The following is a 24,102-nucleotide window of genomic DNA, read 5'->3' as shown; positions in this document are numbered from 1 at the left end:
GCGCGGTTCGGCGGTCCAGCAAGGCCGGGGGCCGATACAGAGGGTGCCCGCACTAATGAGGAGGACATGAGTGACCGACCCTTATCAGCAGAATCCGAGTTCCGGAGGCCCGCAGTACGGCCCGCCCGGCACCGGCCCCGACCTGACCAAGCCACTGGACGCGCAGAGTCAGCCGCAGTACAGCCCGCCGTCGGATCCCTATGGTCAGCCGCAGTACGGCCAGCCCGTCGACGCCTACGGTCAGCAGCCGGGCGGCTACCCGCCCGCGCCGTACCCGGGCGGCCCGCAGGGCTACAACCCCAACGACCCGGAGGCGCCCTGGGGTCGCGACCCCTTCGGTGCGCCGCTGTCGGACAAGCAGAAACTGGTCGCGGGCCTGCTGCAGATCTTCCTCGGCAGTTTCGGGGTCGGCCGTTTCTACCTCGGATACACCGGTCTGGGCATCGCCCAGCTGGTGGTGAGTGTGCTCACCTGCTTCACCGTCGGCTGGATCTGGGGCATCGTCGACGGAGTCCTGATGCTCACCGGCAAGGTGCCCGACAGCAACGGCCGGCCGCTGCGCGACTGACGCGGTGTCGGCAGTACCTGGAGGCGGGCGCGGCGCGTGCCCGCCTCCAGGTCGTCGTGGGACGGACGTCGAGCACAACCCTTCGGCGCACCATGATCGCGATACTGTCGCTCGCGGAAGTCCGGGCGTAGCATGACCGGATTCGCGTGCCGTGTGTGGAGTTCCACGCACCGAAGAGAGGGATCCTGTGCGTCGTAGATTGTTCGCCGCGGCCTTGCTCGCCGTCGTCGCCACCACCGGCCTGAGCGCGTGCGGCGACAGCGACCCGAACGTGTTGAAGGTCGGCACCGAGGGCACCTACGCGCCGTTCAGCTTCCAGGGCTCCGACGGCAAACTCACCGGCTACGACGTCGAGGTGATCCAGGCGGTCGGCGACAAACTCGGCAAGCGGGTCGAGTTCGTGCAGACGCCGTGGGACGCCATCTTCGCAGGGCTGGAAGCCAAGCGCTTCGACCTGGTGGCCAACCAGGTGACCGTGAACGACGAGCGCACGGCGAAATACGCGCTCTCGGCGCCCTACACCACGTCGGCGGGCGTGATCGTCACCCGTGCCGACAACAACGCCGTCACCGGCCTCGCCGACCTCGACGGGAAGACTTGTGCGCAGTCGGCCACCAGCAACTGGAGCAAGGTCGCGACCGACGCGGGCGCGAAAGTCGAAGCCGTGGAGGGCTTCGTGCAGGCCATCCAGCTGCTGAAGAACGGCCGCGTGGACGCCACCGTCAACGACAACCTCGCCGTCGCGGAGTACACCAAGAAGACCGGCGACACCGGCGTGAAGATCGCGGCCCGCACCGGATCGGTGAGTAAACAGGCGTTCGCCGCGCGCAAGGGCGACGCGCTGATCGCCGACGTGGACAACGCGCTGAACCAGCTGCGCGCCGACGGCACCTTGGCGAAGATCTCCGAGAAATACTTCGGCACCGACGTCAGCCGGTAGCCACACCGTTGATGGACGCCGCCACCCGGGACCTCATCTGGCACAACCTGTGGCCGATGCTGCAGGCCACCGTGACCAAGACGCTCCCGCTCACCGCGATCAGCTTCGCCATCGGCCTGGTGCTCGCGCTGTTCGTCGCGCTGGCCAGGATGTCGCCGATGTGGCCGGTGTCGGCGGCCGCCCGCTGCTACATCTCGATCATTCGCGGCACGCCGTTGCTGGTGCAGCTGTTCATCGTCTTCTACGCGCTGCCGCAATTCGGTATCGTGATCGACCCGTTCCCCGCCGCGGTGATCGCGTTCGGTCTCAATGTCGGCGGGTATGCGGCCGAAGTGGTGCGCGCGGCCATTCTCAGCGTCGCGACGGGGCAGTGGGAGGCGGCGCAGGCGCTCGGCATGCCGTACCCGATGATGCTGCGGCTGGTCATCCTGCCGCAGGCCGCGCGGATCGCCGTGCCGCCGCTGTCCAACACGCTGATCTCCTTGGTGAAGGACACCTCGCTGGCCTCCACCATCCTGGTGACCGAGCTACTGCGCGTCGCCCAACTCGCGGCCGCTCCCACGTTCGACTTCTTCGCGCTCTATGGAGTGGCGGCGTTGTATTACTGGGTGATCTGCTTGATCCTCGGATTCGGGCAGACCCGGCTGGAAACGAGGTTGGCCCGTCATGTCGCCCGATGACTACCCGTTTGTACCTGCAATGGAGCTGTCGTTCATTTTTTTCACCAAGGATTCACCGTGGCCACGGCGGGACCTGCACACCGAGCGGGACTAGGCTCTACTCGTGATGCGACGGACGAAGATTGTGTGCACGCTCGGGCCGGCCACTGCCACCGAGGACCGTATCCGCGAACTCGTCGAGAGCGGTATGGACGTGGCTCGGCTGAACTTCAGCCACGGCGAGCACAGCGACCATGCCGAGAACTACAAGAAGGTGCGTCAGGCAGCCGACCACCTCGGCCGGGCGGTCGGCATTCTCGCCGACCTGCAGGGTCCCAAGATCCGCCTGGGGCGCTTCCTGGAAGGTAGAACCGTCTGGGCGACGGGCGAAGAGGTCCGCATCACCGTCGACGACGTGGACGGGACCCACGACCGCGTGTCCACCACCTATAAAGAACTTGCGCAGGACGCCAAGGCCGGCGACCGCCTGCTGGTCGACGACGGCAAGGTGGGCCTCACCGTCACTCGCGTCGACGGCAACGACGTGGTCTGCCGGGTCACCGAGGGCGGTCCGGTCTCCAACAACAAAGGCGTGTCGCTGCCCGGCATGGACGTGTCGGTTCCCGCCCTGTCGGAGAAGGACATCGAGGACCTGGAGTTCGCGCTGAAGCTCGGCGTGGACTTCATCGCCCTGTCGTTCGTGCGGTCCCCGTCCGACGTCGAGCTGGTGCACGACGTGATGGACCGGGTAGGCCGCCGGGTGCCGGTGATCGGCAAGCTGGAGAAGCCGGAGGCGATCGACAACCTCGAGGCCGTGGTTCTGGCCTTCGACGCGGTGATGGTCGCGCGCGGCGACCTCGGTGTCGAGCTGCCGCTCGAGCAGGTGCCGATCGTGCAGAAGCGCGCCATCCAGATGGCCAGGGAGAACGCCAAGCCGGTCATTGTCGCCACGCAGATGCTGGAATCGATGATCGACAACTCCCGTCCCACTCGCGCCGAGGCCTCGGACGTCGCGAACGCGGTGCTCGACGGCGCCGACGCGGTCATGCTGTCGGGTGAGACCTCGGTGGGCAAGTACCCCATCGAGACGGTGCGCACGATGGCGCGCATCGTGCACGCGGTGGAGACCGAGTCGACCCGGGTGCCGCCGCTGACCCACGTGCCGCGCACCAAGCGCGGCGTGATCTCCTACGCCGCCCGCGACATCGGCGAGCGGCTCAACGCCAAGGCGCTGGTCGCGTTCACCCAGTCGGGCGACACGGTGCGCCGCCTGGCCCGGCTGCACACGCCGCTGCCGCTGCTGGCGTTCACCCCGTTGCCGGAAGTGCGCAGCCAGCTGGCTCTGACCTGGGGCACCGAGACCTTCATCGTGCCGACCGTGGACAGCACCGACGCGATGATCCACCAGGTGGATGTAGCACTTCTGTCGATGGACCGATACCAGAAGGGTGACCTGGTGGTCATCGTGGCCGGGTCGCCGCCCGGTACCGTCGGTTCCACCAACCTGATCCACGTGCACCGAATCGGTGAGGAGGACCATTAGTGAGTGCTTCCCTGAGTAGCCCCGTCGGCGTCGCGGAGCCGGATGCGCAGCGTTCCGATCTGGATGTGCTGCTCGGCCTGCTCGATCTCGAGCAGATGGACGAGGACGTATTCGTCGGTCAGCACCCGGAGAAGGTGTGGAGCCGAACCTTCGGTGGCCAGCTCGTCTCGCAGGCCATCATCGCGGCGGGCCGCACGGTCGGTGACCGTCCCGTACACGCCGTCAACGCGCACTTCGTGCGCGGCGGCGACGTGAAGAAGCCGATCGAGTACCGGGTGGACCGGCATCGCGACGGTCGCGCGTTCGCCAACCGCACGGTGACCGCGAGCCAGGACGGCCAGGAGCTGTTCGTCATGCTCGCCGCGTTCCAGGACTGGGGCAGGGGGCTCGAGCACGCGCACGCCCAGCCGGAGGTGCCGGATCCGGAGACGCTGCCGCGGGTGGAGGAGAGCTTCGAAGGCTTGGAGGACAAGCTGGAGATGTTCGTCAAGGCGCCACATCCGATCGACATGCGCTACACCAATGATCCCGCCTGGATTCTCAAGGGCACGGGGGAACGGCTCAACCACAACCGCGTGTGGATGCGCGCGGACGGGAGGTTGCCCGACGACCCGCTGATCCACGTGGCGACGCTGGGCTACTCGTCCGACACCACGGTGCTGGACTCCATCATCACCACCCACGGGCTGTCGTGGGGTCTGGACCGCATCGTCGCGGCCACGGTCAACCACTCGATCTGGTTCCACCGCCCGTTCCGTTTCGACGAGTGGGCGCTGTACTGCACCGAGTCACCGGTGGCCGCGGGCTCCCGCGGCCTGGCGACCGGCCGCTTCTACTCCCGCAGCGGTGATCTGCTGGCCACCACGGTGCAAGAGGGGCTCATCCGCCATTTCCCCGCGCGACGCTGAGGTTCGCCGCGGACCGGGGGTTCACAGCAGTTCGAGGTCGCGATCGATGTCGAGATCGACGTGCGTGCGTTGCGATGCGCGGATCGAGACCGGGATCCCGGGTCCCGGCTCGGTTCGCGCCAACCCTGAGACGGCCCGCAGCAGCTGGCGTTCGAGTTCGGCCAGGTGCTCGTCGGTGAGCTGGTCGGGTGCGCCGACCAGACTGAGCGCGATCTCGTAGGTCGCGCGGTCCGCAACAGCGCCAGGGGGATCCGTGGGGCAGCGGCTTTGCAGCGCTACGTGGGCCGGGTCGTCGGTGTCGACCGGCAAAGTGAAGCGCCAGGCGAACACGTCCCGCTCGGCGAGGTGTTCGTCGACCACCGCACGGACGGTATCGACGACGCGTTCAAGGGTTTCCGGTGTCACATAAACATGGAGAGAAACATCCGAAATGCGTTTCGGCATGTCTGATTCCTGTCCTGTGTCGAACCAGCAACGGCGGGAATGGTGTCCGGCGGGAGTTTAGTGCGTCCGACGCGGAAAAGAACACAGCCGGTTGGTAACAGGTTGATACGCGATGGTTCCGGGCGCGCTGTCGCGTGCGAGCGTCCCCTGCGGTCAGCGGGTGCGTTGGGCGGCGAGGAAGGTCGCCAGCGGTGCGGGCGCGCCGCCGGGACGAATCACCAGTCCCCGGCGCTCGTCGTGTGGCCAGCGCGGCTGTTCGTGGGGAGCCAACGCCAGCAGCAGCGGCACCAGCGCTTCGGCGATACGGTCGCCGACTTCACAGAACGCCTGGGCCGACAGCCCGACCGGATCGGCGATGTTCTCTCGGCCGACCAGCGACAGGTCGTTGCGCGCCCGGTGTAATTCGGCGACCGTGCGCGCACCGGTGACGTGCGCGATGCGGTGGGCCTCCAGCAGCGTGAACGTGCGCGCTCCGGCGCCGAAGGCCAAGTCGATCACTTGCTCGCGAATCTGCTCGGTCATCGTGAGGACCAGGTCGGCCTTGTCGATCATCTCCGGCTTCAGCCGGCGGGCCCGGAAGTTGCCCGCGTCGGCACCGAGCCCGGCGATGGTTTGCGCGGCGAGCGGCTCGACCGGGAAGCCCACCAGCGCACGCGTTCCGGCGCTCTCGGCGGTGAGGTAGGGGAGATCGTGTTCGACCGCGAGGGCGCGCGTGAGCCGCTCGGCGATCACCGAACGGCAAACGTTGCCGTTGCAGACGAACAGGACGTGCATACCGATAACGATAAACGGCGCAGAGGCTACCAGGCGGGTCCGAGTCGTTCGTCCCACATGTGGGAACAACATATTCATCTGCTCGTAGCGCGCTGTACACGAAGTGCGCCGCTTTCGGCCGCCGGCCTGCGACGTAGGTCACTTCGAGGGGTGGTATGGATCGTTTCTTCTCCTGGCCGTACCTCGGGGCTCACGCATTCAAACGCTGCGTTGTGATTGCATCGTGATATGACCGGGCGGACAGGCTACTCGGATTCGCCACGGTAGTAGACGGATTCGCTCACGACGGGTTCGATCCCGGGCGGTCCGCCCTGGACGCGACCGCGGGTGGAGAACCGGTGACCACGGGAGGCGACGACCGGCGCGAACCGCGCGAGCCCGGTTGCCGGGTCCATGTCGTCGTACATGGCGTCGATGCCGCCGCGGGCGAAGTAGGCCTCGTGCCAGAACCCGGTGCCGCCGGAGTCGCGCAGGAACTTCTGCCACCAGTCCCGGTGCGGCGCGGTCCGCGTCCATGCTTCGAGGCTGTCGAGGTCGCGCCAGTACTGCCGTGCGCCCCAGTGCGGCGGAAACAGCGCCCAGACGAGGTCTTCGTGCAGCAGCAACCCGTCCGGCCGATCCTTGTGCGAACGATAGAGTTTCGGCCCGAGCCCGAGCAGCCGCAGCATCCCGCGCGGTCGCCGCACCCGCATGCCGATATAGATGACCACCAGGTCCGGATACTCGGACAGATCCACGGTGGTCCTGTTCACCCTCATCGCATACCTCCGCTGCCCCGGCCACCCGATGCCGCCATACGGAATAACGATCCAGCGACCGAATCGGTTCGAGCGAAACGAAACGGAACTCATCCGAGACATCGACGCCGACGATCGCCCCCGGCGGCCCGGTCGTGCGCCGGTTAGGCGCTCCGGGAGGGCTACCTCACGTTCCGCCGACCGGCCCCCCACGTATGAGGTGCTGGGGGCGGATGCAGCCCGACGTAGGGACGTGGTGGTTGCTGCTGCACAAAGGGAGGAGGCTGAATCGGCACATTCGGTGGCGCCGAGCGGTCTCCTGATTCCGAGCAAGGAGGTGGGCGCGGCACGTCGACCCGAATGGAGTGGATCGTTCCGGGTCGTTCGATCCCGAGCTCGCTGCCCAGAGGTTACTCGATAGCGAGTGACGACAAGGGGCGGTCGCCGGGGTCTGTGTGGATCAGTGGATGGTCGGGCGCAAGACGGCGGCTCCGCCCATGGGCCTGAACGGGCGTCCGCTTCCGGATGACCCCGACACCGTGGCCGACGCGATGGACGCTGCGGCGATCGCAGCTGCGGACTGCGTGAACGAGTGCGAAGAGTGGGAATCGCACGGACTGCGTTCCACCTTGGTGCCGAGTGTGGGACTCGAACCCACACGTCCTTTCGGACAACGGTTTTTGAGGTTGTCACTCTCGACGTTTGTCGAATTTGGGTGTCGTTGGCTAGGGCGGCGAAGTGTGATCGACCAGGGAATTCGATCGTTGACTTCGTTGGCAGTTCTCGACCACCCGGTGGGCTGTTGCGGACTGGTTTCGGACTGGAAGACCCACTCCGCTAGATCGCCCATCCGCTCGGGACTTCTTTCCTGCCTGCTTCCTCATACTTGCCTCCCTCGGCGGAAGGAGGGCGTGTCAGGGATGGCGCAGCCACCGCGTAGCGGACACCGAAGGTGGTCCTTGACTCGCGCGAGTGGAGCGAGACGATCGAGGTATGAGGAGGGAGCTAGGTCGCAACCCTGGCTTGAGCAGGGGACGCTCAACAGCGTAACTTACAAGAGCGAAATTACATAACTGCAATACACAACATGTCGTGCCACGTGACTGTGTCACCCCCAAGGTGTAGTGTTTCGCTCAGCCAGTGAGTGCCCAAAAGGGAACGAGCCCCAGGCCGGGGCTACCGGCTGAGGCTCGTTCGGTGTTGCACTTGCTTTGGTCGGCCGTGCATCGCGAACATACCTCACACGGTTCGCGGCGGTACCAGAACCGCGCGGACTGCCGGTGTTGATGCTGGCAGATTGGAGGCTTCGATGCCTCGGAATGAGCGCCACGTGGTGCCGAGTGCGGATGGGTGGAGGGTGGTGAAGCCTGGGGCCAGCCGCGCAAGTGCGACCGCCGGAACCCAGGCGGAAGCGACTCAGATCGCCAAGCGGATTTTGGGCAACGACGGTGGCGGGGAGGCCGTGATTCATCGGCCGAACGGCCGTATTCGCGGCTCCGACACGGTTGCCCCGGGCAACGATCCGTTTCCGCCGGAGGGATAGGGCCGTGCCGACAAAGCGCATCACCCTCCGGCCGGGCCAGCGGAAGACGATCACGCTGCCCGGGCCGGTGAAGAAGATCGTCATCACCCCTAAGCCTCGGTAGTCTCGGCTGAGGCTGCGAAGGCCCCGTCCTGTAACTGGACGGGGCCTTCGTCGTTTGCCGCAAGCGGGAAAGGGGCCGAAGCCCCATTCCGGATTAGTGCGGGTAGCGGTCGAGCATCTCGAAGTTGCGGCGGTACTGGGTGTTGCATGGAGTGCAGTGCCAGATGACCTCGTCCTGCGGGCCGTACTTGGAGGTGAACGGGACGGCGGCGGTGTTGTCGCATCCGCGGAGCTGGCAGGTGGTGGGCTTGGTGATCATCGCGGGTTTCTCTCCGGTTGGGGTGGTCTGGCTGAGGGCGTCTCGATCACGGCTCCGGTGGGTGTCAAGAGTGGGCATCGCCCATCACGTAGTGACGCCGTAGGCGCTCTTGATGCCCGCTGGTGGCGTGATAGCCCTCGGATCAGTCAGACCGCCACGGCAGGTGAGGAACTGGTGACCGGCGAGCCCTGTCGGCTGGATGCGGTGATCTCGCTCGTGCAATTCGGGGACCTCGGCGGGACCACAGCCGGTGGACCGGGCAGAGTGCCGGCCGATTCGTGCTCGGCTGCGGGAGGTAAGTCGGGTACGGCTCTCGGCGTGCCCAGCACTGCTTCGGTTGATGCAGAAAGTGACCAGACAGGAACTGTGTGCGCCCCGGCGGCCGAGTGTCGCCGACGCGCTCGACGCGCCGCGAGCGACGCCCCATCAGCCGCGCTGCGCGTCGCAGCGCGGCGGCGGCGCGAAGCGCCGCCGGGGCGCTCTTGATCCTGTATGGCGAAATTCGGCAACAACCTGCGAAGGCGACGAGCACACGTGAACCGGTGCGTGGCGTAGCGTTCCTTCATGCCAAGGTGCGTCTGTGAATCAGTGCCGCAGCGGTGGCAGGGGCGGTAGTGCTGGTGTCGATGGTCAGGTCGGCCGTCGCGATTACGGGAGTCTCGTCCCATGCCTTCAGTCGTTCGGAGGTGTCGCCGGTAGCTCGGTCGATGATTCGTGCGGCGGCGGTCTCCCGTGAGCAACGCAGTGCGACGGTGGTCCACTCCACGTTCGGAAACGCTTTCGTAACTGCGGTGATCACCTCGGGCTGTCCGGCATGGACCACGGGAATCTTGTGGGCGTCGATGAGCTCGTTGAGTCCGTGCCGATCGATGCCGTATCGGGCTTGGTATCGCCGGTTCTGCCAGATCAGGTTTCCGGCCTCTTGGAGAGCGTCGAACTCGGCGGCTGTGGTCATGCGGTATCCGGTGGTCCGGCCAGGACCTACCTTCAGCCGTTCGTAGAGTCGGTACCTCGAATCGAGCCGGGATAGGGCTGTCGTGATGGTGTCCTTGCCTGTTGCTGGTGCCCCGTATAGAAGAATGCCGACGTTCATCGCGATTCTGACCGGAACGAGTCGACCAGGCGCTTGGCCTGGGTTTTCAGAGGTTCGCTACCGGGATCGTTGTCGATCAGGACGTGCTCGGTTCGTGGCCGGAAGTCCAAGTCGAGATTCGCAACGTATTCGTCCCAGTGCGCCAGCTTGTGCGCATCGCGTCCGGCTCCGCGCTTCTTCAAATACATGTGCATCGTGTCTATCGAGCACTGGACCCAAACGAACATCGGGATGGCATCGTTCGTCTCGGCTGATGCAACGGCCTTGTCGAGCCACGCTTGGTTGTTGAATTCGCGGATGTACGGCGCGGTAGCGATTACGGAGTTGCCGCACTCGACGTTTTCCTCGATGACAGCGGCAAGGGCGTCGTACTCGCGCGGGCGGATTCGGTCGAAGTAGATAGCAGAGTCGCGGTCGTTGACACTGCGTCCGAGGTCTTCGAGGGCGGGTTCGATCAGCGGACGAGCGATGGTGTCTTTGTCGAGGATTGCCCAGTTCGTCAGACGGGCGAGCGTCCGGGCGAACTCGCTTTTCCCGCTGCCAGGGAATCCGCCTACCCGCACGATTCGTGGCCGAACCGGGCGCATAGGTGATGACAAAGTGCGTCCGAGTTCGGTGGGCGTAGTGACGAATCGGCCGGATCGGTCCTTGGCTGTGATGTAACCGTCCTTCGCAAGGATCTCCATAGCGTCGGTGATTGTTCGCTGACTCGCTCGGTACTCATCGGCCAACTGCCGCGTCGTCTTGAGCCGCTCGCCATCACGTAGGCGGCCTGACTCGATGTCGTTCCGGATGTCCTGCGCGATGCGCTCTGGCGCAGACGGCGAAGTGTGGTCACGATCCGGCACGAACTCTCCTTTGGTAGCAGTTGCTACACGCAGGGTATCAGCCTGAGACGACAGGCTGACCTGCGGATACTTGCCGCTCGGTGGTTGCTGAGGATTTACATGTAGAAGCACGTGCTTTCGGACGAAAGCAGTTGCTACCTTAGTGATGTACCGCACAGAGGGTGCATCGAAATTCGCAGAATCCAAGGAGATTCAGAGATGGCTTTGAAGGACATGTGGATCCCGACCGACTTCCGTTCCGTGTTCCCGAAGGGCGTGCTGCTGCTCGGGGACATCGAGGCGCAGACCGAGTTCAGCGAGGACCGTAATGCGCCGAAGCGTCAGGCGGTCGACTACGACCGGGAGGGCAACGGCTCGGGTAAGCGCCTGTGGAAGGCGACGATCATGGACCGGGCGGGAGGCAAGGCGAACCAGGCTGGTTTCGACATCACGTTTGTTGCTGATCACATGCCGGTTCCGTCGGAGCCGGAGGTTATGGAGGGCTTGCGTCCGATCGAGTTGGAGGGGCTGCTGCTCAAGCCTCGCATTGTCGGTAACGGCCAGTTCAAGTCGATCGGCTTCTACATCCGCGCGACTGGCATCAAGGGCGATACCTCGGGTGCGAAGCAGCCTGCGGCTGATCCGGGTGCGGCTCGTGCGACCGGTAAGGCGGCGTGATCATGTCGTTCTTCAACACCTCCGTTTCCGGTCATGACGGGATCACCGCGGAGTACCACGCCGAGCGTGAGGCCGTATACAGCGGCGGTGTGCTCCCGGCGACGGTGTTCATCGAGTTGTCGGGCACGAATGGGTATTTGAGCTTGAGCATCGCGGATGCCCGGTCGCTGCTGGCTCAGTTGCCCGTGGTGTTGGCCGAGCATGATGCGGTCGAGGTTGCGGCGGCGTCGTCGGACAAGGCGGCCTGACGATGAATACGGCGGACCGGTCGGCGGGGATGCGTCTTGCGCGCTGGTCCGCCGTGGTCATCATCATCGCGGTCGGGGCGGCGGCGTTCCGGCTGTCGTTCGCCACGCTGAAGGACCTCGCGGTCCTGGCGCATATCCCGGCGTCGGATGCGTGGCTGTTCCCGCTGATCGTGGACGGCACGATCCTGCTGGCGACGTTCGGGGTGCTGGTCCTGGCCAACGCTCCGGAACGCCGGTTCTTCGTGACGGTCCTGGTGATCGGCTCGGTGGTGTCGGTGGCGGGTAACTCGCTGCACGCGGTCGCGGCCGGTCGGGAGCTGCCGTGGTGGGCTTCGGCGTTGGTGGCTGCGATCGCCCCGATTTCCCTGCTGGCCGATACGCACGGGTTGGCGCTGTTGATCCGTGCGGCACAACGAGATTCGGCACCCGAACCGGCTCCTGCTCCCGTGGTCGAGCCTGCCGCAGAGCAGGTCCCGGTCGAACCCGAGCGTGAGCCGGAACCGGTGCCCGTCCCCGATCCCGAACCCGAGCCTGAGCCGTTGCCTGAGCCGGTGCGGGTGGCAGAGCTTCGCCCGGTGCCTGATGCGCCGGTCCACATTCCTGTTCGTTCTTCGCGACCGGTCCAGACCATGCTGCCGATCGCTGTTCCTGTTGGGGGTTGAGATGACTGCTCTTGTTCCTGCTGTAGCGACGGGTGTGTCCGCGCTGGTCACCGTGTTGGCCGGGGTCGGGGTGCTGGTGGACCAGACGCCGGATGCTCCGGCCCCGGTTGTTCCGGCGGCTGCGTCCTCGGTGGTGGCCACCACGCCCGCGAGCCCGGCTTCGCGTGGGTGCGTGATGTTCTGCGAGGACTCCGGGCCGGGTCGGTCGGAGTTCGAGATGGTTCCGGCGTCTCCGGTGCCGGAGGGGTGCCGGTTGTTCTGTGAGTTGGAGCGCGGCCGGGAAGATGGGGGGTTCTGATGAGTGTCGCGGGAACGGTGATGCTCGCCGGTGGGATGTGCACGGGCGCGTCGGCGTGGTGGTGGCTGCGGTCGATCGCGGCACGCGGCTCGGAGATGCAACCGACCGGTGATGTCCGTGAGGCTGTCGCGGCGGCTCCGGTCGAGCTGCGGACGGCGGTGTTGGTGATCGCTGATCCCGAGCAGCGTCCGCGCATGTTCCTGGCGCTGAAACTGGGGTCGGTCGAGACCGGTTTCCCGGTGCTGGAGGACTGGGTGTACACCGACTACGGCCTTCAAGTCGATCTGTTGATGTTGTCGGGTCAGACCCGCAACGACTGGTCCAAGGACGAAACCCGCGACGCCCTGTGCCAGGTCCTCGGGGTGCCGGAGGTGCGGGTGGTGTTCCCGCACCCGGGCGTGGTCCGTCTCGAACTGCGGGTGTTCGACACCTTGGCCGACACCGCAACCCTGCCCGGCTCGGCGTCCGCGGCGGGTGTGGACCTGGAAGCGGTCCCGGTCGGCGTGACCGAGGACTTCGACACCTGGCGGGTGCGGGTGCTCTACGGACACATCCTGCTCGCCGGTGCGACCGGGTCGGGTAAGGGCTCGGTGTTGTGGTCGATCATCGCCGCACTCGGCCCCGCGATCCTTGCCGGGTTGGTGGATCTGTATCTGGCTGATCCGAAGGGCGGCGCGGAGTTCGGCAAGGGCGAGAACCGGTTGTTCGTCCGCTTCGCCACCGACAACACCACCATCCTCGCCATGCTGGCAGAAGCCGTCGAGCTGATGCGTGAGCGTCTCGCCAGGATGCGGGCGGCGGGTCTGCGCAAGATCGTGCCCAGCACGGACGAGCCGCTGATTCTGATCATCATCGACGAGGCCGCGTCGCTGTCCTCGTACGCCACCCGCGACGAACAACAAGAGTTCCGCCGTCTGACTGGGCTGTTGTTGTCGCAGGGTCGCGCGGCGGCGGTGTCGGTGATCGCGGCGTTGCAGGACCCGTCCAAGGAGACGATGCCCAACCGGCAACTGTTCCCCGTCCGCATCGGCCTGCGCCTGGACGAACCGACCCAGAGCGCGATGGTCCACGGTCAAGGTGCACGCGACCGCGGTGCCCGCTGCGATGAGATCTCCGATCAGACACCGGGCGTCGGCTATGTCGGCGAAGACGGCACCAGCGAGTTCGTGCGGGTGCGGGCGTACTTCGTCTCCGATGACGACATCGACGCCATCGTGGATGCGTACTCGCCTGCTCCCGAGATTGCCACTCCTGCTGAGGATTACAGCGGCTTCGATCCCGATGACCTGGGTGATGAGCCTGAGGACGGGCCGGTGGCGGCATGAAACGCGGTCTGGTCATCGAACAGCACGTGGTCGTCTACTGCGACACCTGCGGCGACCACTACACCGAGGGTGAGAACGAGGCGGTCTGCTTCGACTCCATCACCCAAGCCATCGCCTATCTCACCGTTCACTCCGCGGGCGGTGTCGGCTGGGTCTACGACGGCGACAAAGTGACCTGTGACGGCTGCCAGGCCACCAACCGGTGCGTCGAGCACGGCCACACCTTCCCCGAGTCCTGGCGCACCACGGTGTGGCCGCTGGGAAATTCCACCCGTTCCCGCACCTGCGAGGTGTGCGGCGTCCCCGAGATCGAGGCCCGACCATGAGCAACCACCGCTACGACGACAACGTCATCGACCTGGCGGCCCGGCGTCGCTGCCGCCTGGAGCGTTCCGGGTTGGATTCGGCCGCGATCGCTGCGCATCTGCTGGTGGAGACCGGGGTTGTCCCGCTGTGGGACACCAGCGACAACGGCGACGACTTCGACGGCGGGGACTGGGCGGCATGAGCAGCGACGTGTCCGGGACCAGCGCACGGCCCACGAACCCGATCGTCACCGCGGCGGCCGAGCAGGTGGCGAAGTCCAAGCGTCGTCGCAGCACCAGCAAGGCCAGGGAGCTGCCGCGGTGGGAGTGCCGCGACCAACTGACCCTGTTCGATCCCTCTACCTCGGAGACGAACCGATGAGCACCAAAACCGTTTCTATCCGGCACACCACGCGTTTGGACGCGTTCGACCTGTTCGCGCTGGGCCTGCTCAACCTCGTTTGGGGGACGCTGCTCGGCTTGTGGTGGCTGCTGCTGTTGCCCGTGGTCTCCGTTCCGATCGTCCTCGCGTGCGTGGCCGGCGCTTTGGTCGGACCGGCCGCGGCGCTCGTGGTGGCCGGGTTGTCGGCCGCGGGTGTCGTGCTCTGGCGACTTCGGCGTCCGGAGATGTTCGAGCGGTGGGTCACCGCGCGGGCTCGTGTCCGGTTCCTGACCTGGTTCCGCTACCGGCGGCGCTGGGCTCGGCTGATGCGAGCCTGCCATCTGAGCATCGACCGCGGCGACCGCACCTTCATCCCGCGCCTACTCGGGGTGCAGATCGGCCCGGCGACTGATCGGGTGCGGGTGCGGATGCTCGACGGGCACTGCCCGGCGGACTTCGAGAATCGGGTGTCGCATCTGGCGCACGCCTTCGGCGCGCTGGCCTGCCGGGCCACCATCACCGGACCCGGCACCGTCGAGTTGGCGTTCTGCCGCTCGGACTCGCTCGCCGAAACGGTCATCCTGCCGCGAGTGGATCACTGGACCAAAGGAGGACAGGCGGCATGACCACACCCATCAACCTGGACAACGACAACACCGAGACTGCTCCGGCCCGGCAGACCGCTGCCGAGCGGCGTGCGCTCCCGAACTTCACCGATGTCGCCATAGCCACGGCCGAGAAGTTCGGGGTCTGCACGCGGCCGGTGACGATGCGGTCGTTCGACCCCAAGACGGGGAAGGTTGAATACGTCGCTTCGCCGTGCAAGTCCACCGTCGCGTCGGTGTGCAAGCCGTGTGCGGACAAGGCGCGGTGGTTGCGGATGACGCAATGCCGGGAAGGCTGGCACGCCGACGTCGAACCGGTGGAGGAGACCCGCGAGCCGTCCGAGACCCAAACCGAGCTGCTCGCGACTCGCGCTGATCTGGTCCAGCAGTACCACCAAGCCCGCGACGACAGTGACGACGAGATGGCCGACGCCATCGGTGCACTGGTGGGCAGCCTGGACCGCGATCTGCGTGACTCGGGGTTCCGTGGGCCGATCCCACCGTTGGACCCGACCGAGCGGAAGCGGCGGTCCCGCTCGACCAAGCGGCGGCAGGACGTGCCGAACCTGCCTCGGAAGAAGGTCGAACGGCACACGATCGGGCGGGTGATCGGCGGCTACCGGTCCTCGATGATGGTCACGCTCACGATGCCGTCCTACGGGTCGATCAACCAAGACGGCGCGGTGGACAGTGAGGGCAAGCCGTGCTCGGACGGTTCACCCCGCAACCCCGACAGCTACGACTATGCGCGCGCGGCTCGCGACATCGTGTTCTTCTCCAAGCTGGTCGATCGCTGGATTCAGAACCTGCGGCGCTGCGTCGGCTACGACGTGCAGTACTTCGCCACCGTCGAACCGCAGAAGCGGGGTGCCCCGCACCTGCACCTGTTGCTGCGGGGTGTGATCTCGCGGGAGATTCTGCGGATGGTGACCGCGGCGACCTACCACCAAGTCTGGTGGCCGCACTTCGACCCGGAGAACGAGGTGTACTCCGGGGAGAAGATGCCGGTGTGGGACTACCGGGCCATGACGTTCGTGGACCCCGACACCGGGCAGGCGTTGACCGGCTGGGACGACGCGATGGACGTCCTGGATGCGGTGGATGATCTGGAACCGGCCTACACGGTGCGGTTCGGCGAACGCATGGACCCCGGCCACATGCGCGGCTACATCCCCGGCGACAAAGCGGACCGGGCCATCGGCTACGTGACGAAGTACCTGACGAAGTCGATCAGCGAAGTCCTGGAGACCGACTCGACGCGCACCGCGATCCACTACGACCGGCTCCACGCCGAGTTGCAGCACACGCCGTGCTCGCCTCGGTGCGCGGTGTGGCTGCGCTACGGCATCGTCCCCCAGGGTGCCAGCGACAAGACCATTCCCGGCCGCTGCAAGGGCAAGGCCCACCGCCGGGACACTCTCGGCCTGCCCGGTCGGCGGGTGCTGGTGTCGCGGCGTTGGAGCGGGAAGACGCTGCCGGATCACAAGGCCGATCGGGCGGAGTTCGTTCGGCAACTGCTGGCCTCGGTCGGCATCCACAAGCCCGACACCTCGCATCTGATCATCCGGCCGGTCGAACCTGGAGACCAGTCTGCCCCGCCGCGCGATCACCTGATCCTGGCCGCGATCGCCCAACGCACGAAATGGCGTGCGGAATACACCAACGCCCTACTCGCAGCGGGAACAGCGGCATGACAGGAACATTCGGCAATTCAGCAAGCCGCAAGGGAGGAGAGCGAGATGAGTGAGGAAGAGACCTACCTGCGGGCCAAGGACTGTGAGGCATTGACCGGGATTCCCGAGGCGACTTGGCGGTGGTGGGCGCACGTCGGTTCGGGTCCGGCCAGTTTCAAGCTGGGTCCGCGTCGGCGCGTTTGGCGTAAGTCTGTGGTGCTGGCGTGGATCGCGGAGCAGGAGAAGCTGACCAGCTCGGGTGAGGCTGCCTGATGGCGACACGGCGCAATCCTCGCTCGGGCATCGAGGATCGTTGGTACCCGACTGAGGTCGTGGTCGATCCGAAAACGGGCAAGGCCACCAAGAAGAAGGTCAAGTCGGAAGAGCGTTTCGGCAAGGGCAAGCGGTGGCGGGCTCGCTACGTCGATCCGAATGGAGTGGAGCGCTCGCGGTCGTTCGATACGAAGGCGGCTGCTCAGAAGTTTCTGGATAGCGACGTGACAACGAAGGTGGTTACCGGGACATGGGTCGATCCTGACCGGAGCGGTGTCCTGTTCGAGGTCGTGGCGGAGAAGTGGTTTGCGACGAAGAAATTCCGCAAACCAAAAACGGTGGCGGGTTACCGGTCACTGCTGGACACGATCGTGATTCCGCGGTGGGGCGCTGTTCCGCTGCGCGATATCGAATTCGAGGACATCCAGGAATGGGTGGTAAACCTGTCGGTGTCGGGGAGCTCTCGATTCGAGGGCCGTGGATTGTCGGCGTCGCGGGTCATCCAGTCCTACCAGGTGCTCAGTCAGGTTCTGAAGTTCGCGATCAAGGCCAAGCGGCTTCCGGTGAACCCGGCCGAAGACATCGATCTGCCCTCGATGTTGGCAGGGGAGCGGCGCTATCTGACGCACGTGGAAGTGATGCGTTTGGCTCTGGCTGCTGGTCGGTTCCGGACGCTGGTGTTCACGCTCGGCTACACCGGAATCAGGTTCGGTGAAGCCATCGCGCTGCGGACGGCGGATGTCGACCTGGAGCGTCGGCGTATCTGGGTTCGCCGTTCGGCAACTGGCGTCACGGGCGAGGGCATCGTGGAAACCGACACGAAGAATCACACCACTCGGGCGGTGCCGGTGCCGGGGACTTTAGCCGTGGATCTGGGAAACCTGCTGAGGGGTCGGCGGCCGGATGCGCTGGTGTTCCCGAGTCACAAGGGCGGCTACCTGACCTCGACGGAGTTCCGGTGGGTGTTCGACCAGGCGGCGAACGATGTCGGCCTGACCGGAGTGGTGCCGCATGGATTGCGTCACACGGCCGCGTCGCTGGCGATCAGCGCGGGGGCGAACATCAAGGTCGTTCAGCGGATGCTCGGGCACAAGACGGCGACTCTGACCCTCGACCTCTACGGGCATCTGTTCCCGGATGATCTGGACACCGTGGCCGATGCGATGGATGCCGGAGCGATGGCAGCTGCGGACTATCTGCGGACTGCGTGAAGGGGCGAATGTGGGCCGCTTCGAGAAAACCGCCCACTACCTTGGTGCCGAGTGTGGGACTCGAACCCACACGTCCTTTCGGACAACGGTTTTTGAGACCGTCGCGTCTGCCAGTTCCGCCAACTCGGCGCACCGGGTGGCAACTATAGCGGGTCGGGTGGCGTGGACGCGAATGGGTTGGTCCGTACGGCGCGGGCGCACGGTTTGCGCAGGGTATATGCGTTCTATGCCGAAGTGAAAGGTACTCTTTACATCACTCGACAGCCCGATGGACGGCCGACGGTCGCGCCGTGCGAGCGCGGCTTTCCTTTGGTTGGGTCGGGTACAGGGCATCGGAACCAGAGGGGTCTACCTATGAGCACAACAGCTGGGGGCGCCGGCACCAAGCGGGAAGCCGGGGCGAAGCGGGTCGTCGTCGCCGAAGACGAAGCGCTCATCCGCATGGATCTGGTCGAGATGCTGACCGAAGAGGGCTATCAGGTGGTCGGTGAGGCGGGCGACGGCCAGCAGGCGGTGGATCTGGCCGTCGAGCACCGCCCGGACCTGGTCATCATGGACGTGAAGATGCCGCGCCGCGACGGTATCGACGCGGCGGCCGAGATCGCGTCCAAACGCGTTGCCCCCGTGGTCATCCTGACCGCGTTCAGCCAGCGCGACCTGGTGGAGCGGGCGCGCGACGCGGGCGCGATGGCCTATCTGGTGAAGCCGTTCACGAAATCTGATCTGGTGCCTGCCATCGAATTGGCGGCCAGCCGCTTCCACGAGATCACGGCGTTGGAGAGCGAGGTCGCGAATCTCGCCGAGCGGTTGGAGACGCGCAAGCTGGTCGAGCGGGCCAAGGGCGTGCTGATGCAGACGCAGGGCCTTTCGGAGCCGCAGGCGTTCAAGTGGATTCAACGCACCGCAATGGATCGCCGCACGACGATGAAGGCGGTCGCCGAGGTCGTGCTGGAGAACCTGACGCCGAAGTGATCGCGCATGCGCGGCGAGAAAATTTACGCAGCTGAAACGTCGTCGTGAACAAGAATTCGAAACGATGTCGCGCGCATGATCCGAATGTGATGCGGAACTAACGTACCGACGCTATGTTCTGACCGGGCTGATGTGAGTCGGCCTCCTCGGCGACCCCGGGGGAGCACAGAACTTAGATGAGGTGAAACGTGCTTAGTTCGACATGGCGCAGTCGCTCGACGCGAGCTGTTCTGGCCATCGGCGCCGCCGCCGCGCTGGTGCTGACCGGTTGTAGCGACAAATCCACCAGCAGCGGTTCGGATTCCTCGGGCACCAACGGGGCGGGTGGCCTGTCCATCCAGCCGCTCCTGCAGGTCGACCAGCAGGGCAAGGAAGTGCCGAAGGCCGACGCGGCCACGGCGGCCGATCCCGCGGGCGACGGCAAGGCGACCTGCGCGCCGGGCACGGCTGTCGCGATGGCGGGCGCGCTGACCGGTCCCGACGCCGCGCTCGGCATCAACATCGTCAACGGCGTCAAGCTGGCCCTCGACAAGCACAACAAGGCCAACCCCGGGTGCAAGATCGAACTCAAGCAGTTCGACACCGAGGGTGATCCGCAGAAGGCCACCCAGGTGATCCCGCAGATCGTCAACGATCGTTCGATCATCGGCCTGGTGGGTCCCGCCTTCTCCGGGGAGACGAAGGCGACCGGCAAGATCCTCAGCGACGCGGGCCTCGTCTCGGTCACCTCCTCGGCGACCAACGCGACGCTGACCCAGAACGGCTGGACCACCTTCTTCCGCGGTCTGGCCAACGACGACGTGCAGGGCCCCTCGGTGGCGAAGTACCTGGTCAACAGCGCGGGCTACAAGAAGGTCTGCGTGATCCAGGACAACACCGACTACGGCACCGGCCTGGCGAAGTCCATCACGGAGGGTCTGGGGGCCGCCGCCGACCCGGCGTGCGCCGCCAGCATCAAGAAGGGCGACAAGGACTTCTCCGCGACGGTCACCAAGGTGGCGGCCGCGAATCCGGACGCCATCTTCTACTCCGGCTACTACTCCGAGGCCGCGCCGCTGGCCCAGCAGTTGAAGTCCGGTGGCGTGAAGGCGGTTTTCGTCTCCGCCGACGGCACCAACGACCCGCAGTTCGTCTCTCAGGCGGGCAGCGCGGCCAAGGGAGCGAAGCTGTCCTGCCCGTGCGGTCCCGCGCCGGAGAAGTTCGCCAAGGACTACGAGGCGCTCAACGGCCAAGCGCCCGGGGTCTACTCGGTCGAGGCCTATGACCTCACCACGATCCTGGCCAAGGGCATCGACGGCGGCAAGGTGACCCGCCCCGACCTGCTCGACTATGTGCGGACGTACGACGGTGCCGGCCTCGCGCGTCAGTACAAGTGGAACCCGAACGGCGAGCTGTCGAACGCGCTGATCTGGGTGTACGAGGTCAAGTAGTCCCGGATTCCGGGCGCACGGCACGTACGGGGGTTCATCCGAATCCCCGTACGTGCCGTTGTTCGGTGGGCGAATGGATGAGGGCGGAAATAAATGAAACAAACGGCATTGGCCGGTGGCATACAACTCGCGGCCGGTTCGATCGACTTCAACTACGAGGGGCTGATCGATAGTTTCTGGCGACTGACCGTGGACGGCGTGACCTACGGCGCCATCTATGCCTTGGTCGCCGTGGGCTACACCTTGGTGTACGGCGTATTGCGGCTGATCAATTTCGCCCATTCGGAAATTTTCATGCTCGGGTTGTTCGGGCAATTGATCGGCCTGATGATCTTCGGATTCGTCGCCAGTCCCGATGTCTACACCCAGGGCGTGGTGCTCACCGTCGTCTATCTGGGGTTGGCGATGGTCGTGGGCATGGCGGTATCCGGCGGCGCGGCCGTCGGCTTGGAGCGGGTGGCCTATCGACCGCTGCGCAAGCGGGGCGCCAAACCGCTGGCCTTCCTGATCACCGCGATCGGCATGTCGTTCGTGCTCCAGGAACTGGTGCACTTCGTGCTGCCGAAGATCCGCCCCGACCTCGGCGGCACCAACGCCCAGCAGGCCATCCGGCTCGTCGAGCCCACCGTGCAGTTCAGTTTCGGCGGCGCGGACGTCACCAACATCATGCTGCTCATCGTGATCGCGGCGGTGGTGCTGGCGATCGTCACCGAACTGCTGATCAACCGGACGAAGTTCGGGCGCGGCATCCGCGCCGTGGCGCAGGATCCCGACACCGCGACGCTGATGGGCGTCTCGCGGGAGCGGGTCATCATGCTGACCTTCCTCATCGGCGGTGTGCTCGCGGGCGCGGCGGCGATGCTGTACACGCTGAAGATCCCGAACGGGATCATCTACTCCGGCGGCTTCATCCTCGGTATCAAGGCGTTCAGCGCCGCGGTGCTCGGTGGCATCGGCAACCTGCGCGGCGCACTGCTGGGCGGACTGGTGCTGGGCGTGGTGGAGCAGTACGGCCAGATCCTGTTCGGCACCGAGTGGCGTGACGTGGTCGCGTTCGTGGTGCTGGTCCTGGTGCTGATGGTGCGTCCGACCGGCATCCTCGGCGAGAGTCTCGGAAGGGCGCGGGCATGACCGACACGACCAAGACGGCGTCCGCGCCGGACACCGCGCGCCGCGGCCTCGGCGACGCGATCCGCACCTGGTGGGACGGCCTGAGCAGGCCCGCGCAGTGGGGCGTCGGCGTCCCGATCCTCCTGCTGCTCGCGCTGCTTCCGCTGTTCCCGCCGCCGCTGCTGAACACTCCTTCCTACAATTTCGGCCTGGTGATGGCGCAGGTGGCGATGTACGCGCTGCTGGCCATCGGCCTCAACGTGGTGGTCGGCCAGGCAGGCCTGCTCGACCTCGGCTACGTCGGTTTCTACGCGGTCGGCGCCTACACCGTCGGCCTGCTCACCAGCCCCAACAGCCCGTGGAACCAGACCGACGGCGGCTGGCTCGATCCGAAGTGGGCCTGGCTGGCCTGCCTGCCGATCGCGGTCGCGGTGACCGCGGTGTCGGGCCTGATCCTCGGGTCGCCGACGCTTCGTCTGCGCGGCGACTACCTGGCGATCGTGACGCTCGGCTTCGGCGAGATCGTCCGGCTGCTCGCCGAGAACCTCACCGAGATCACCAACGGCAGCCTCGGCCTGTCGGGTGTCGCCTACCCGCACGTGGGCGAATCCGCGAGCAGACCGGAGGGCGTGTTCTCCGGAGGCAACAGCGGTGACCCGGACAGCGCCAACCTTCTCGACCGCGCCAGCTACGGCACCTACTGGTACTGGTTCGGCATGGCGCTGGTGGTCGTCGTGCTGCTGGTGGTCGGCAATCTGGAGCGCAGCCGGGTCGGCCGCGCCTGGGTGGCCATCCGCGAGGACGAGGACGCGGCCGAGATCATGGGCGTGCCGACGTTCAAGTTCAAGCTGTGGGCGTTCATGATCGGCGCCGCGGTGGGCGGCATGTCCGGCGCGATCTACGCCGGGCAGGTGCAGTTCATCAATCCCACCGGCTTCAACATCATCAACTCGATGCTGTTCCTGTGCGCGGTGGTCATCGGCGGCCAGGGCAACAAACTCGGCGTGATCTTCGGCGCGTTCGTCATCGCCTATCTGCCCGCCCGGTTGCAGTCGGTGAACCTGGTGAGCAACGAGTCGACCGGCTACGTCCTGCTGGTGATCGACGTGGCGGTGTTCGTCGCGCTGATCGTCGTCTGGCGGCTGTGGGCGGCCCGGCTGGGCGTGTGGCCGCGCCGCGGTGTGATCACCGGCATGGTGCTGACCGGTGTGCTGGCGCTGCTGCTGCTCGGCAGCGTGCTGTTGTTCCGCAAGGGTGGCGCGCAGTCGCTGGGTGACCTCAAATATCTGTACTTCGGTATCGCGTTGGTGGTGATGATGATTCTGCGTCCGCAGGGTCTGTTCCCGGTGCGGCAGAAGCTGCTCACCTACGGCAGGCAGGTGTACCAGGCCGTGCGCAGACCGGCCCCGGCCGAGCCGATCGGAGCGGGCCGATGACCGGGCCGGGCGCGGGTGACGCGCTGTTCGACAACGAGGACATGGCCGCGGGCTACGCGGCCGAACCGCAGGTCGAGTCCGCGGGCACGGTCGACGTCACCCAGGTGATCCCGGACCTCGCCGACGCCGAGACCGTCGCGGAAGTCGTCGCTCCGCGCCGCGATATCGAGACCGCGGTGGGCGAGCCGCTGTTGCGCACCGAGGGCCTCACCGTGCGGTTCGGCGGTCTCACCGCCCTGGACCAGGTGAGTTTCGAGATCCGCCGCGGCGAGATCCTCGGCCTCATCGGACCCAACGGCGCGGGCAAGACCACCTGCTTCAACGCGATCACCGGCGTCTACCAGCCCGCCGCAGGCCTGGTGTCCTTCGACGGCAAGCCGCTGACCAAGACCAAGCGCAACGCGATCACCCGCCTGGGCATCGCGCGCACGTTCCAGAACGTACGGCTCTTCGGCGAGATGACCGCGCTGGAGAACGTCGTGGTCGGCACGGACGCACGGCACAAGACCTCGGTGCCGGGCGCGGTGTTCCGGACGCCGCGGCATCGGCGCGAGGAACGCGACGCCATCGAGCGCGGCATGGCGCTGCTGGAGTTCGTCGGCATCGCACCACGCGCGGTGGAGAAGGCGCGCAATCTGTCCTACGGCGACCAGCGTCGCCTGGAGATCGCCCGCGCGCTGGCCACCGAGCCGAAGCTGTTGTGTCTGGACGAGCCCGCGGCCGGGTTCAATCCGAGCGAGAAGTCCGCGCTCATGGACCTGATCCGCAAGATCCGCGACGACGGCTTCACCGTGCTGCTGATCGAGCACGACATGCGTCTGGTCATGGGCGTGACCGACCGCATCGTGGTGCTCGAGTTCGGCCGCAAGATCGCCGACGGGTTGCCCGCGGACATCCGGGACAACCCGGCGGTGATCGCGGCGTACCTCGGCGTGCCGGACCGCGAGGTGAGCGAATCCGCGAGCAGCGCAACCGGCGACGGCGAGACCCGCGACGTCACCCCGTCGGAGCCGGAATCCGCCGCTGTGCCGCCCGGCAAGCCGGCGATCACCCAGCCGGTGACGGAGGCGGCGCGCAAGCCCGCAGGCGGTGGCGCG

Annotated in this window: 27 protein-coding genes, 1 tRNA gene and 1 pseudogene; 22 read left to right on the top strand and 7 right to left on the bottom strand. The window is 66.2% G+C overall.

Annotated features, from left to right (window positions below):
* Positions 1-70 precede the first annotated feature (70 nt).
* The 5 genes from GVY64_RS24600 (at position 71) to GVY64_RS24580 (ending at position 4,618) form a co-directional block, all read left to right on the top strand.
* Positions 71-568 carry a TM2 domain-containing protein gene (locus GVY64_RS24600; protein ID WP_159845815.1) on the top strand — a complete coding sequence of 166 codons (498 nt, stop codon included), beginning with the start codon at positions 71-73 and terminating at the stop codon, positions 566-568.
* A 187-nt stretch (positions 569-755) separates the two neighbouring features.
* Positions 756-1,508: an amino acid ABC transporter substrate-binding protein gene (locus tag GVY64_RS24595; protein ID WP_159845812.1), complete on the top strand. Its 753-nt coding sequence runs from the start codon at positions 756-758 to the stop codon at positions 1,506-1,508.
* 11 nt (positions 1,509-1,519) lie between these two features.
* Positions 1,520-2,188, top strand: coding sequence for an amino acid ABC transporter permease (locus tag GVY64_RS24590; RefSeq protein WP_159845809.1), 669 nt, complete (start codon positions 1,520-1,522; stop codon positions 2,186-2,188).
* Positions 2,189-2,291: 103 nt separating this feature from the next.
* Positions 2,292-3,710: a pyruvate kinase gene (pyk, locus tag GVY64_RS24585; protein WP_201298137.1), complete on the top strand. Its 1,419-nt coding sequence runs from the start codon at positions 2,292-2,294 to the stop codon at positions 3,708-3,710.
* 95 nt (positions 3,711-3,805) lie between these two features.
* Positions 3,806-4,618: an acyl-CoA thioesterase gene (locus GVY64_RS24580; RefSeq protein WP_228830105.1), complete on the top strand. Its 813-nt coding sequence runs from the start codon at positions 3,806-3,808 to the stop codon at positions 4,616-4,618.
* 21 nt (positions 4,619-4,639) lie between these two features.
* Here GVY64_RS24580 and GVY64_RS24575 read toward each other — a convergent pair whose 3' ends face one another.
* From GVY64_RS24575 to GVY64_RS24565, 3 genes are all read right to left on the bottom strand, one after another.
* The gene (locus GVY64_RS24575; RefSeq protein WP_236567132.1) at positions 4,640-4,978 is read right to left on the bottom strand and encodes a hypothetical protein; all 339 of its coding nucleotides are present in this window, start codon (positions 4,976-4,978) and stop codon (positions 4,640-4,642) included.
* Positions 4,979-5,215: 237 nt separating this feature from the next.
* Positions 5,216-5,836 (bottom strand): arsenate reductase/protein-tyrosine-phosphatase family protein, encoded by a 621-nt coding sequence (locus GVY64_RS24570; protein WP_159845803.1) that lies wholly within the window; start codon positions 5,834-5,836, stop codon positions 5,216-5,218.
* 245 nt (positions 5,837-6,081) lie between these two features.
* Positions 6,082-6,594 (bottom strand): monooxygenase family protein, encoded by a 513-nt coding sequence (locus GVY64_RS24565; RefSeq protein WP_159845800.1) that lies wholly within the window; start codon positions 6,592-6,594, stop codon positions 6,082-6,084.
* Between the two features lie 1,288 nt (positions 6,595-7,882).
* On the opposite strand from GVY64_RS24565, the gene GVY64_RS24560 reads away from it, so the two are divergent.
* On the top strand, positions 7,883-8,116 hold the full coding sequence (locus GVY64_RS24560; protein ID WP_159845797.1) for a DUF2188 domain-containing protein: 234 nt from the start codon (positions 7,883-7,885) through the stop codon (positions 8,114-8,116).
* Between the two features lie 196 nt (positions 8,117-8,312).
* Here the strand turns inward: GVY64_RS24560 and GVY64_RS24555 are convergent, their stop codons facing one another.
* The 3 genes from GVY64_RS24555 to GVY64_RS24545 all read right to left on the bottom strand — a co-directional run bounded on the left by GVY64_RS24555 (position 8,313) and on the right by GVY64_RS24545 (position 10,418).
* Positions 8,313-8,477 carry a hypothetical protein gene (locus tag GVY64_RS24555; RefSeq protein WP_159845795.1) on the bottom strand — a complete coding sequence of 55 codons (165 nt, stop codon included), beginning with the start codon at positions 8,475-8,477 and terminating at the stop codon, positions 8,313-8,315.
* 562 nt (positions 8,478-9,039) lie between these two features.
* Positions 9,040-9,432, bottom strand: a complete 393-nt coding sequence (locus tag GVY64_RS24550) for a kinase (RefSeq protein WP_442939624.1) — start codon at positions 9,430-9,432, stop codon at positions 9,040-9,042.
* Positions 9,433-9,566: 134 nt separating this feature from the next.
* The gene (locus GVY64_RS24545; RefSeq protein ID WP_159845789.1) at positions 9,567-10,418 is read right to left on the bottom strand and encodes a GntR family transcriptional regulator; all 852 of its coding nucleotides are present in this window, start codon (positions 10,416-10,418) and stop codon (positions 9,567-9,569) included.
* A 198-nt stretch (positions 10,419-10,616) separates the two neighbouring features.
* Here GVY64_RS24545 and GVY64_RS24540 point away from each other — a divergent pair, with 198 nt between their 5' ends.
* The 11 genes from GVY64_RS24540 to GVY64_RS24490 all read left to right on the top strand — a co-directional run bounded on the left by GVY64_RS24540 (position 10,617) and on the right by GVY64_RS24490 (position 18,057).
* Positions 10,617-11,075 carry a hypothetical protein gene (locus GVY64_RS24540; RefSeq protein ID WP_159845786.1) on the top strand — a complete coding sequence of 153 codons (459 nt, stop codon included), beginning with the start codon at positions 10,617-10,619 and terminating at the stop codon, positions 11,073-11,075.
* Positions 11,076-11,077: 2 nt separating this feature from the next.
* Positions 11,078-11,323 carry a hypothetical protein gene (locus GVY64_RS24535; protein WP_159845783.1) on the top strand — a complete coding sequence of 82 codons (246 nt, stop codon included), beginning with the start codon at positions 11,078-11,080 and terminating at the stop codon, positions 11,321-11,323.
* A 2-nt stretch (positions 11,324-11,325) separates the two neighbouring features.
* Complete coding sequence (locus GVY64_RS24530) at positions 11,326-11,985, top strand: DUF2637 domain-containing protein (protein ID WP_236567130.1); 660 nt, start codon at positions 11,326-11,328, stop codon at positions 11,983-11,985.
* Positions 11,986-12,282: 297 nt separating this feature from the next.
* On the top strand, positions 12,283-13,608 hold the full coding sequence (locus GVY64_RS24525) for an FtsK/SpoIIIE domain-containing protein (protein WP_159845780.1): 1,326 nt from the start codon (positions 12,283-12,285) through the stop codon (positions 13,606-13,608).
* Entirely contained in the window at positions 13,605-13,934 is a 330-nt protein-coding gene (locus tag GVY64_RS24520; RefSeq protein WP_159845777.1) for a hypothetical protein, read from the top strand. The genes GVY64_RS24525 and GVY64_RS24520 overlap by 4 nt, the downstream gene beginning before the upstream one ends.
* Positions 13,931-14,116, top strand: a complete 186-nt coding sequence (locus GVY64_RS24515) for a hypothetical protein (protein ID WP_159845774.1) — start codon at positions 13,931-13,933, stop codon at positions 14,114-14,116. Before GVY64_RS24520 ends, GVY64_RS24515 begins: the two co-directional genes overlap by 4 nt.
* Positions 14,113-14,295 carry a hypothetical protein gene (locus GVY64_RS24510; protein ID WP_159845771.1) on the top strand — a complete coding sequence of 61 codons (183 nt, stop codon included), beginning with the start codon at positions 14,113-14,115 and terminating at the stop codon, positions 14,293-14,295. The genes GVY64_RS24515 and GVY64_RS24510 overlap by 4 nt, the downstream gene beginning before the upstream one ends.
* Positions 14,292-14,921 (top strand): hypothetical protein, encoded by a 630-nt coding sequence (locus GVY64_RS24505; RefSeq protein ID WP_159845768.1) that lies wholly within the window; start codon positions 14,292-14,294, stop codon positions 14,919-14,921. Before GVY64_RS24510 ends, GVY64_RS24505 begins: the two co-directional genes overlap by 4 nt.
* The gene (locus GVY64_RS24500) at positions 14,918-16,594 is read left to right on the top strand and encodes a replication initiator (protein ID WP_159845765.1); all 1,677 of its coding nucleotides are present in this window, start codon (positions 14,918-14,920) and stop codon (positions 16,592-16,594) included. Before GVY64_RS24505 ends, GVY64_RS24500 begins: the two co-directional genes overlap by 4 nt.
* A 45-nt stretch (positions 16,595-16,639) precedes the next feature.
* Positions 16,640-16,846 carry a helix-turn-helix transcriptional regulator gene (locus GVY64_RS24495; RefSeq protein WP_159845762.1) on the top strand — a complete coding sequence of 69 codons (207 nt, stop codon included), beginning with the start codon at positions 16,640-16,642 and terminating at the stop codon, positions 16,844-16,846.
* On the top strand, positions 16,846-18,057 hold the full coding sequence (locus tag GVY64_RS24490) for a tyrosine-type recombinase/integrase (RefSeq protein WP_201298136.1): 1,212 nt from the start codon (positions 16,846-16,848) through the stop codon (positions 18,055-18,057). Before GVY64_RS24495 ends, GVY64_RS24490 begins: the two co-directional genes overlap by 1 nt.
* A gap of 42 nt (positions 18,058-18,099) precedes the next feature.
* On the opposite strand, the gene GVY64_RS24485 is transcribed toward GVY64_RS24490, so the two are convergent.
* Positions 18,100-18,186: transfer RNA gene (locus GVY64_RS24485), tRNA-Leu, on the bottom strand.
* Positions 18,187-18,411: 225 nt separating this feature from the next.
* Here GVY64_RS24485 and GVY64_RS24480 point away from each other — a divergent pair.
* The 5 genes and pseudogenes from GVY64_RS24480 to GVY64_RS38020 form a co-directional block, all read left to right on the top strand.
* Positions 18,412-19,029 carry an ANTAR domain-containing response regulator gene (locus GVY64_RS24480; RefSeq protein WP_159845759.1) on the top strand — a complete coding sequence of 206 codons (618 nt, stop codon included), beginning with the start codon at positions 18,412-18,414 and terminating at the stop codon, positions 19,027-19,029.
* A gap of 188 nt (positions 19,030-19,217) precedes the next feature.
* Positions 19,218-20,459 (top strand): branched-chain amino acid ABC transporter substrate-binding protein, encoded by a 1,242-nt coding sequence (locus GVY64_RS24475; RefSeq protein WP_442939623.1) that lies wholly within the window; start codon positions 19,218-19,220, stop codon positions 20,457-20,459.
* A gap of 93 nt (positions 20,460-20,552) precedes the next feature.
* On the top strand, positions 20,553-21,590 hold the full coding sequence (locus GVY64_RS24470; RefSeq protein ID WP_159845756.1) for a branched-chain amino acid ABC transporter permease: 1,038 nt from the start codon (positions 20,553-20,555) through the stop codon (positions 21,588-21,590).
* Positions 21,587-23,005: a branched-chain amino acid ABC transporter permease gene (locus GVY64_RS24465; RefSeq protein ID WP_159845753.1), complete on the top strand. Its 1,419-nt coding sequence runs from the start codon at positions 21,587-21,589 to the stop codon at positions 23,003-23,005. The genes GVY64_RS24470 and GVY64_RS24465 overlap by 4 nt, the downstream gene beginning before the upstream one ends.
* Positions 23,002-23,958, top strand: a pseudogene (locus GVY64_RS38020) (ABC transporter ATP-binding protein); the annotation flags it as partial. The gene GVY64_RS24465 and the pseudogene GVY64_RS38020, both read left to right, overlap by 4 nt.
* Between the last annotated feature and the right edge of the window lie 144 nt (positions 23,959-24,102).

It is taken from the genome of Nocardia sp. CY41 (assembly GCF_009829325.1).
Classification (GTDB): domain Bacteria; phylum Actinomycetota; class Actinomycetes; order Mycobacteriales; family Mycobacteriaceae; genus Nocardia.
The sequence above is the reverse complement of the archived record's forward strand: the minus strand, read 5'-3'. Positions and strand labels throughout refer to the sequence as shown.

Bases quoted from the DNA above. Each gene is read 5' to 3' on its own strand.
- GVY64_RS24555 (WP_159845795.1), bottom strand. From the start codon at position 8,477: ATGATCACCAAGCCCACCACCTGCCAGCTCCGCGGATGCGACAACACC.
- GVY64_RS24525 (WP_159845780.1), top strand. From the start codon at position 12,283: ATGAGTGTCGCGGGAACGGTGATGCTCGCCGGTGGGATGTGCACGGGC.
- GVY64_RS24510 (WP_159845771.1), top strand. From the start codon at position 14,113: ATGAGCAGCGACGTGTCCGGGACCAGCGCACGGCCCACGAACCCGATC.
- GVY64_RS24505 (WP_159845768.1), top strand. From the start codon at position 14,292: ATGAGCACCAAAACCGTTTCTATCCGGCACACCACGCGTTTGGACGCG.
- GVY64_RS24535 (WP_159845783.1), top strand. From the start codon at position 11,078: ATGTCGTTCTTCAACACCTCCGTTTCCGGTCATGACGGGATCACCGCG.
- GVY64_RS24590 (WP_159845809.1), top strand. From the start codon at position 1,520: ATGGACGCCGCCACCCGGGACCTCATCTGGCACAACCTGTGGCCGATG.
- GVY64_RS24565 (WP_159845800.1), bottom strand. From the start codon at position 6,594: ATGAGGGTGAACAGGACCACCGTGGATCTGTCCGAGTATCCGGACCTG.
- GVY64_RS24465 (WP_159845753.1), top strand. From the start codon at position 21,587: ATGACCGACACGACCAAGACGGCGTCCGCGCCGGACACCGCGCGCCGC.
- GVY64_RS24490 (WP_201298136.1), top strand. From the start codon at position 16,846: ATGGCGACACGGCGCAATCCTCGCTCGGGCATCGAGGATCGTTGGTAC.
- GVY64_RS24470 (WP_159845756.1), top strand. From the start codon at position 20,553: ATGAAACAAACGGCATTGGCCGGTGGCATACAACTCGCGGCCGGTTCG.
- GVY64_RS24495 (WP_159845762.1), top strand. From the start codon at position 16,640: ATGAGTGAGGAAGAGACCTACCTGCGGGCCAAGGACTGTGAGGCATTG.
- GVY64_RS24570 (WP_159845803.1), bottom strand. From the start codon at position 5,836: ATGCACGTCCTGTTCGTCTGCAACGGCAACGTTTGCCGTTCGGTGATC.
- GVY64_RS24530 (WP_236567130.1), top strand. From the start codon at position 11,326: ATGAATACGGCGGACCGGTCGGCGGGGATGCGTCTTGCGCGCTGGTCC.
- GVY64_RS24500 (WP_159845765.1), top strand. From the start codon at position 14,918: ATGACCACACCCATCAACCTGGACAACGACAACACCGAGACTGCTCCG.
- GVY64_RS24550 (WP_442939624.1), bottom strand. From the start codon at position 9,432: ATGACCACAGCCGCCGAGTTCGACGCTCTCCAAGAGGCCGGAAACCTG.
- GVY64_RS24515 (WP_159845774.1), top strand. From the start codon at position 13,931: ATGAGCAACCACCGCTACGACGACAACGTCATCGACCTGGCGGCCCGG.
- GVY64_RS24540 (WP_159845786.1), top strand. From the start codon at position 10,617: ATGGCTTTGAAGGACATGTGGATCCCGACCGACTTCCGTTCCGTGTTC.
- GVY64_RS24580 (WP_228830105.1), top strand. From the start codon at position 3,806: ATGGACGAGGACGTATTCGTCGGTCAGCACCCGGAGAAGGTGTGGAGC.
- GVY64_RS24480 (WP_159845759.1), top strand. From the start codon at position 18,412: ATGAGCACAACAGCTGGGGGCGCCGGCACCAAGCGGGAAGCCGGGGCG.
- GVY64_RS24560 (WP_159845797.1), top strand. From the start codon at position 7,883: ATGCCTCGGAATGAGCGCCACGTGGTGCCGAGTGCGGATGGGTGGAGG.
- GVY64_RS24520 (WP_159845777.1), top strand. From the start codon at position 13,605: ATGAAACGCGGTCTGGTCATCGAACAGCACGTGGTCGTCTACTGCGAC.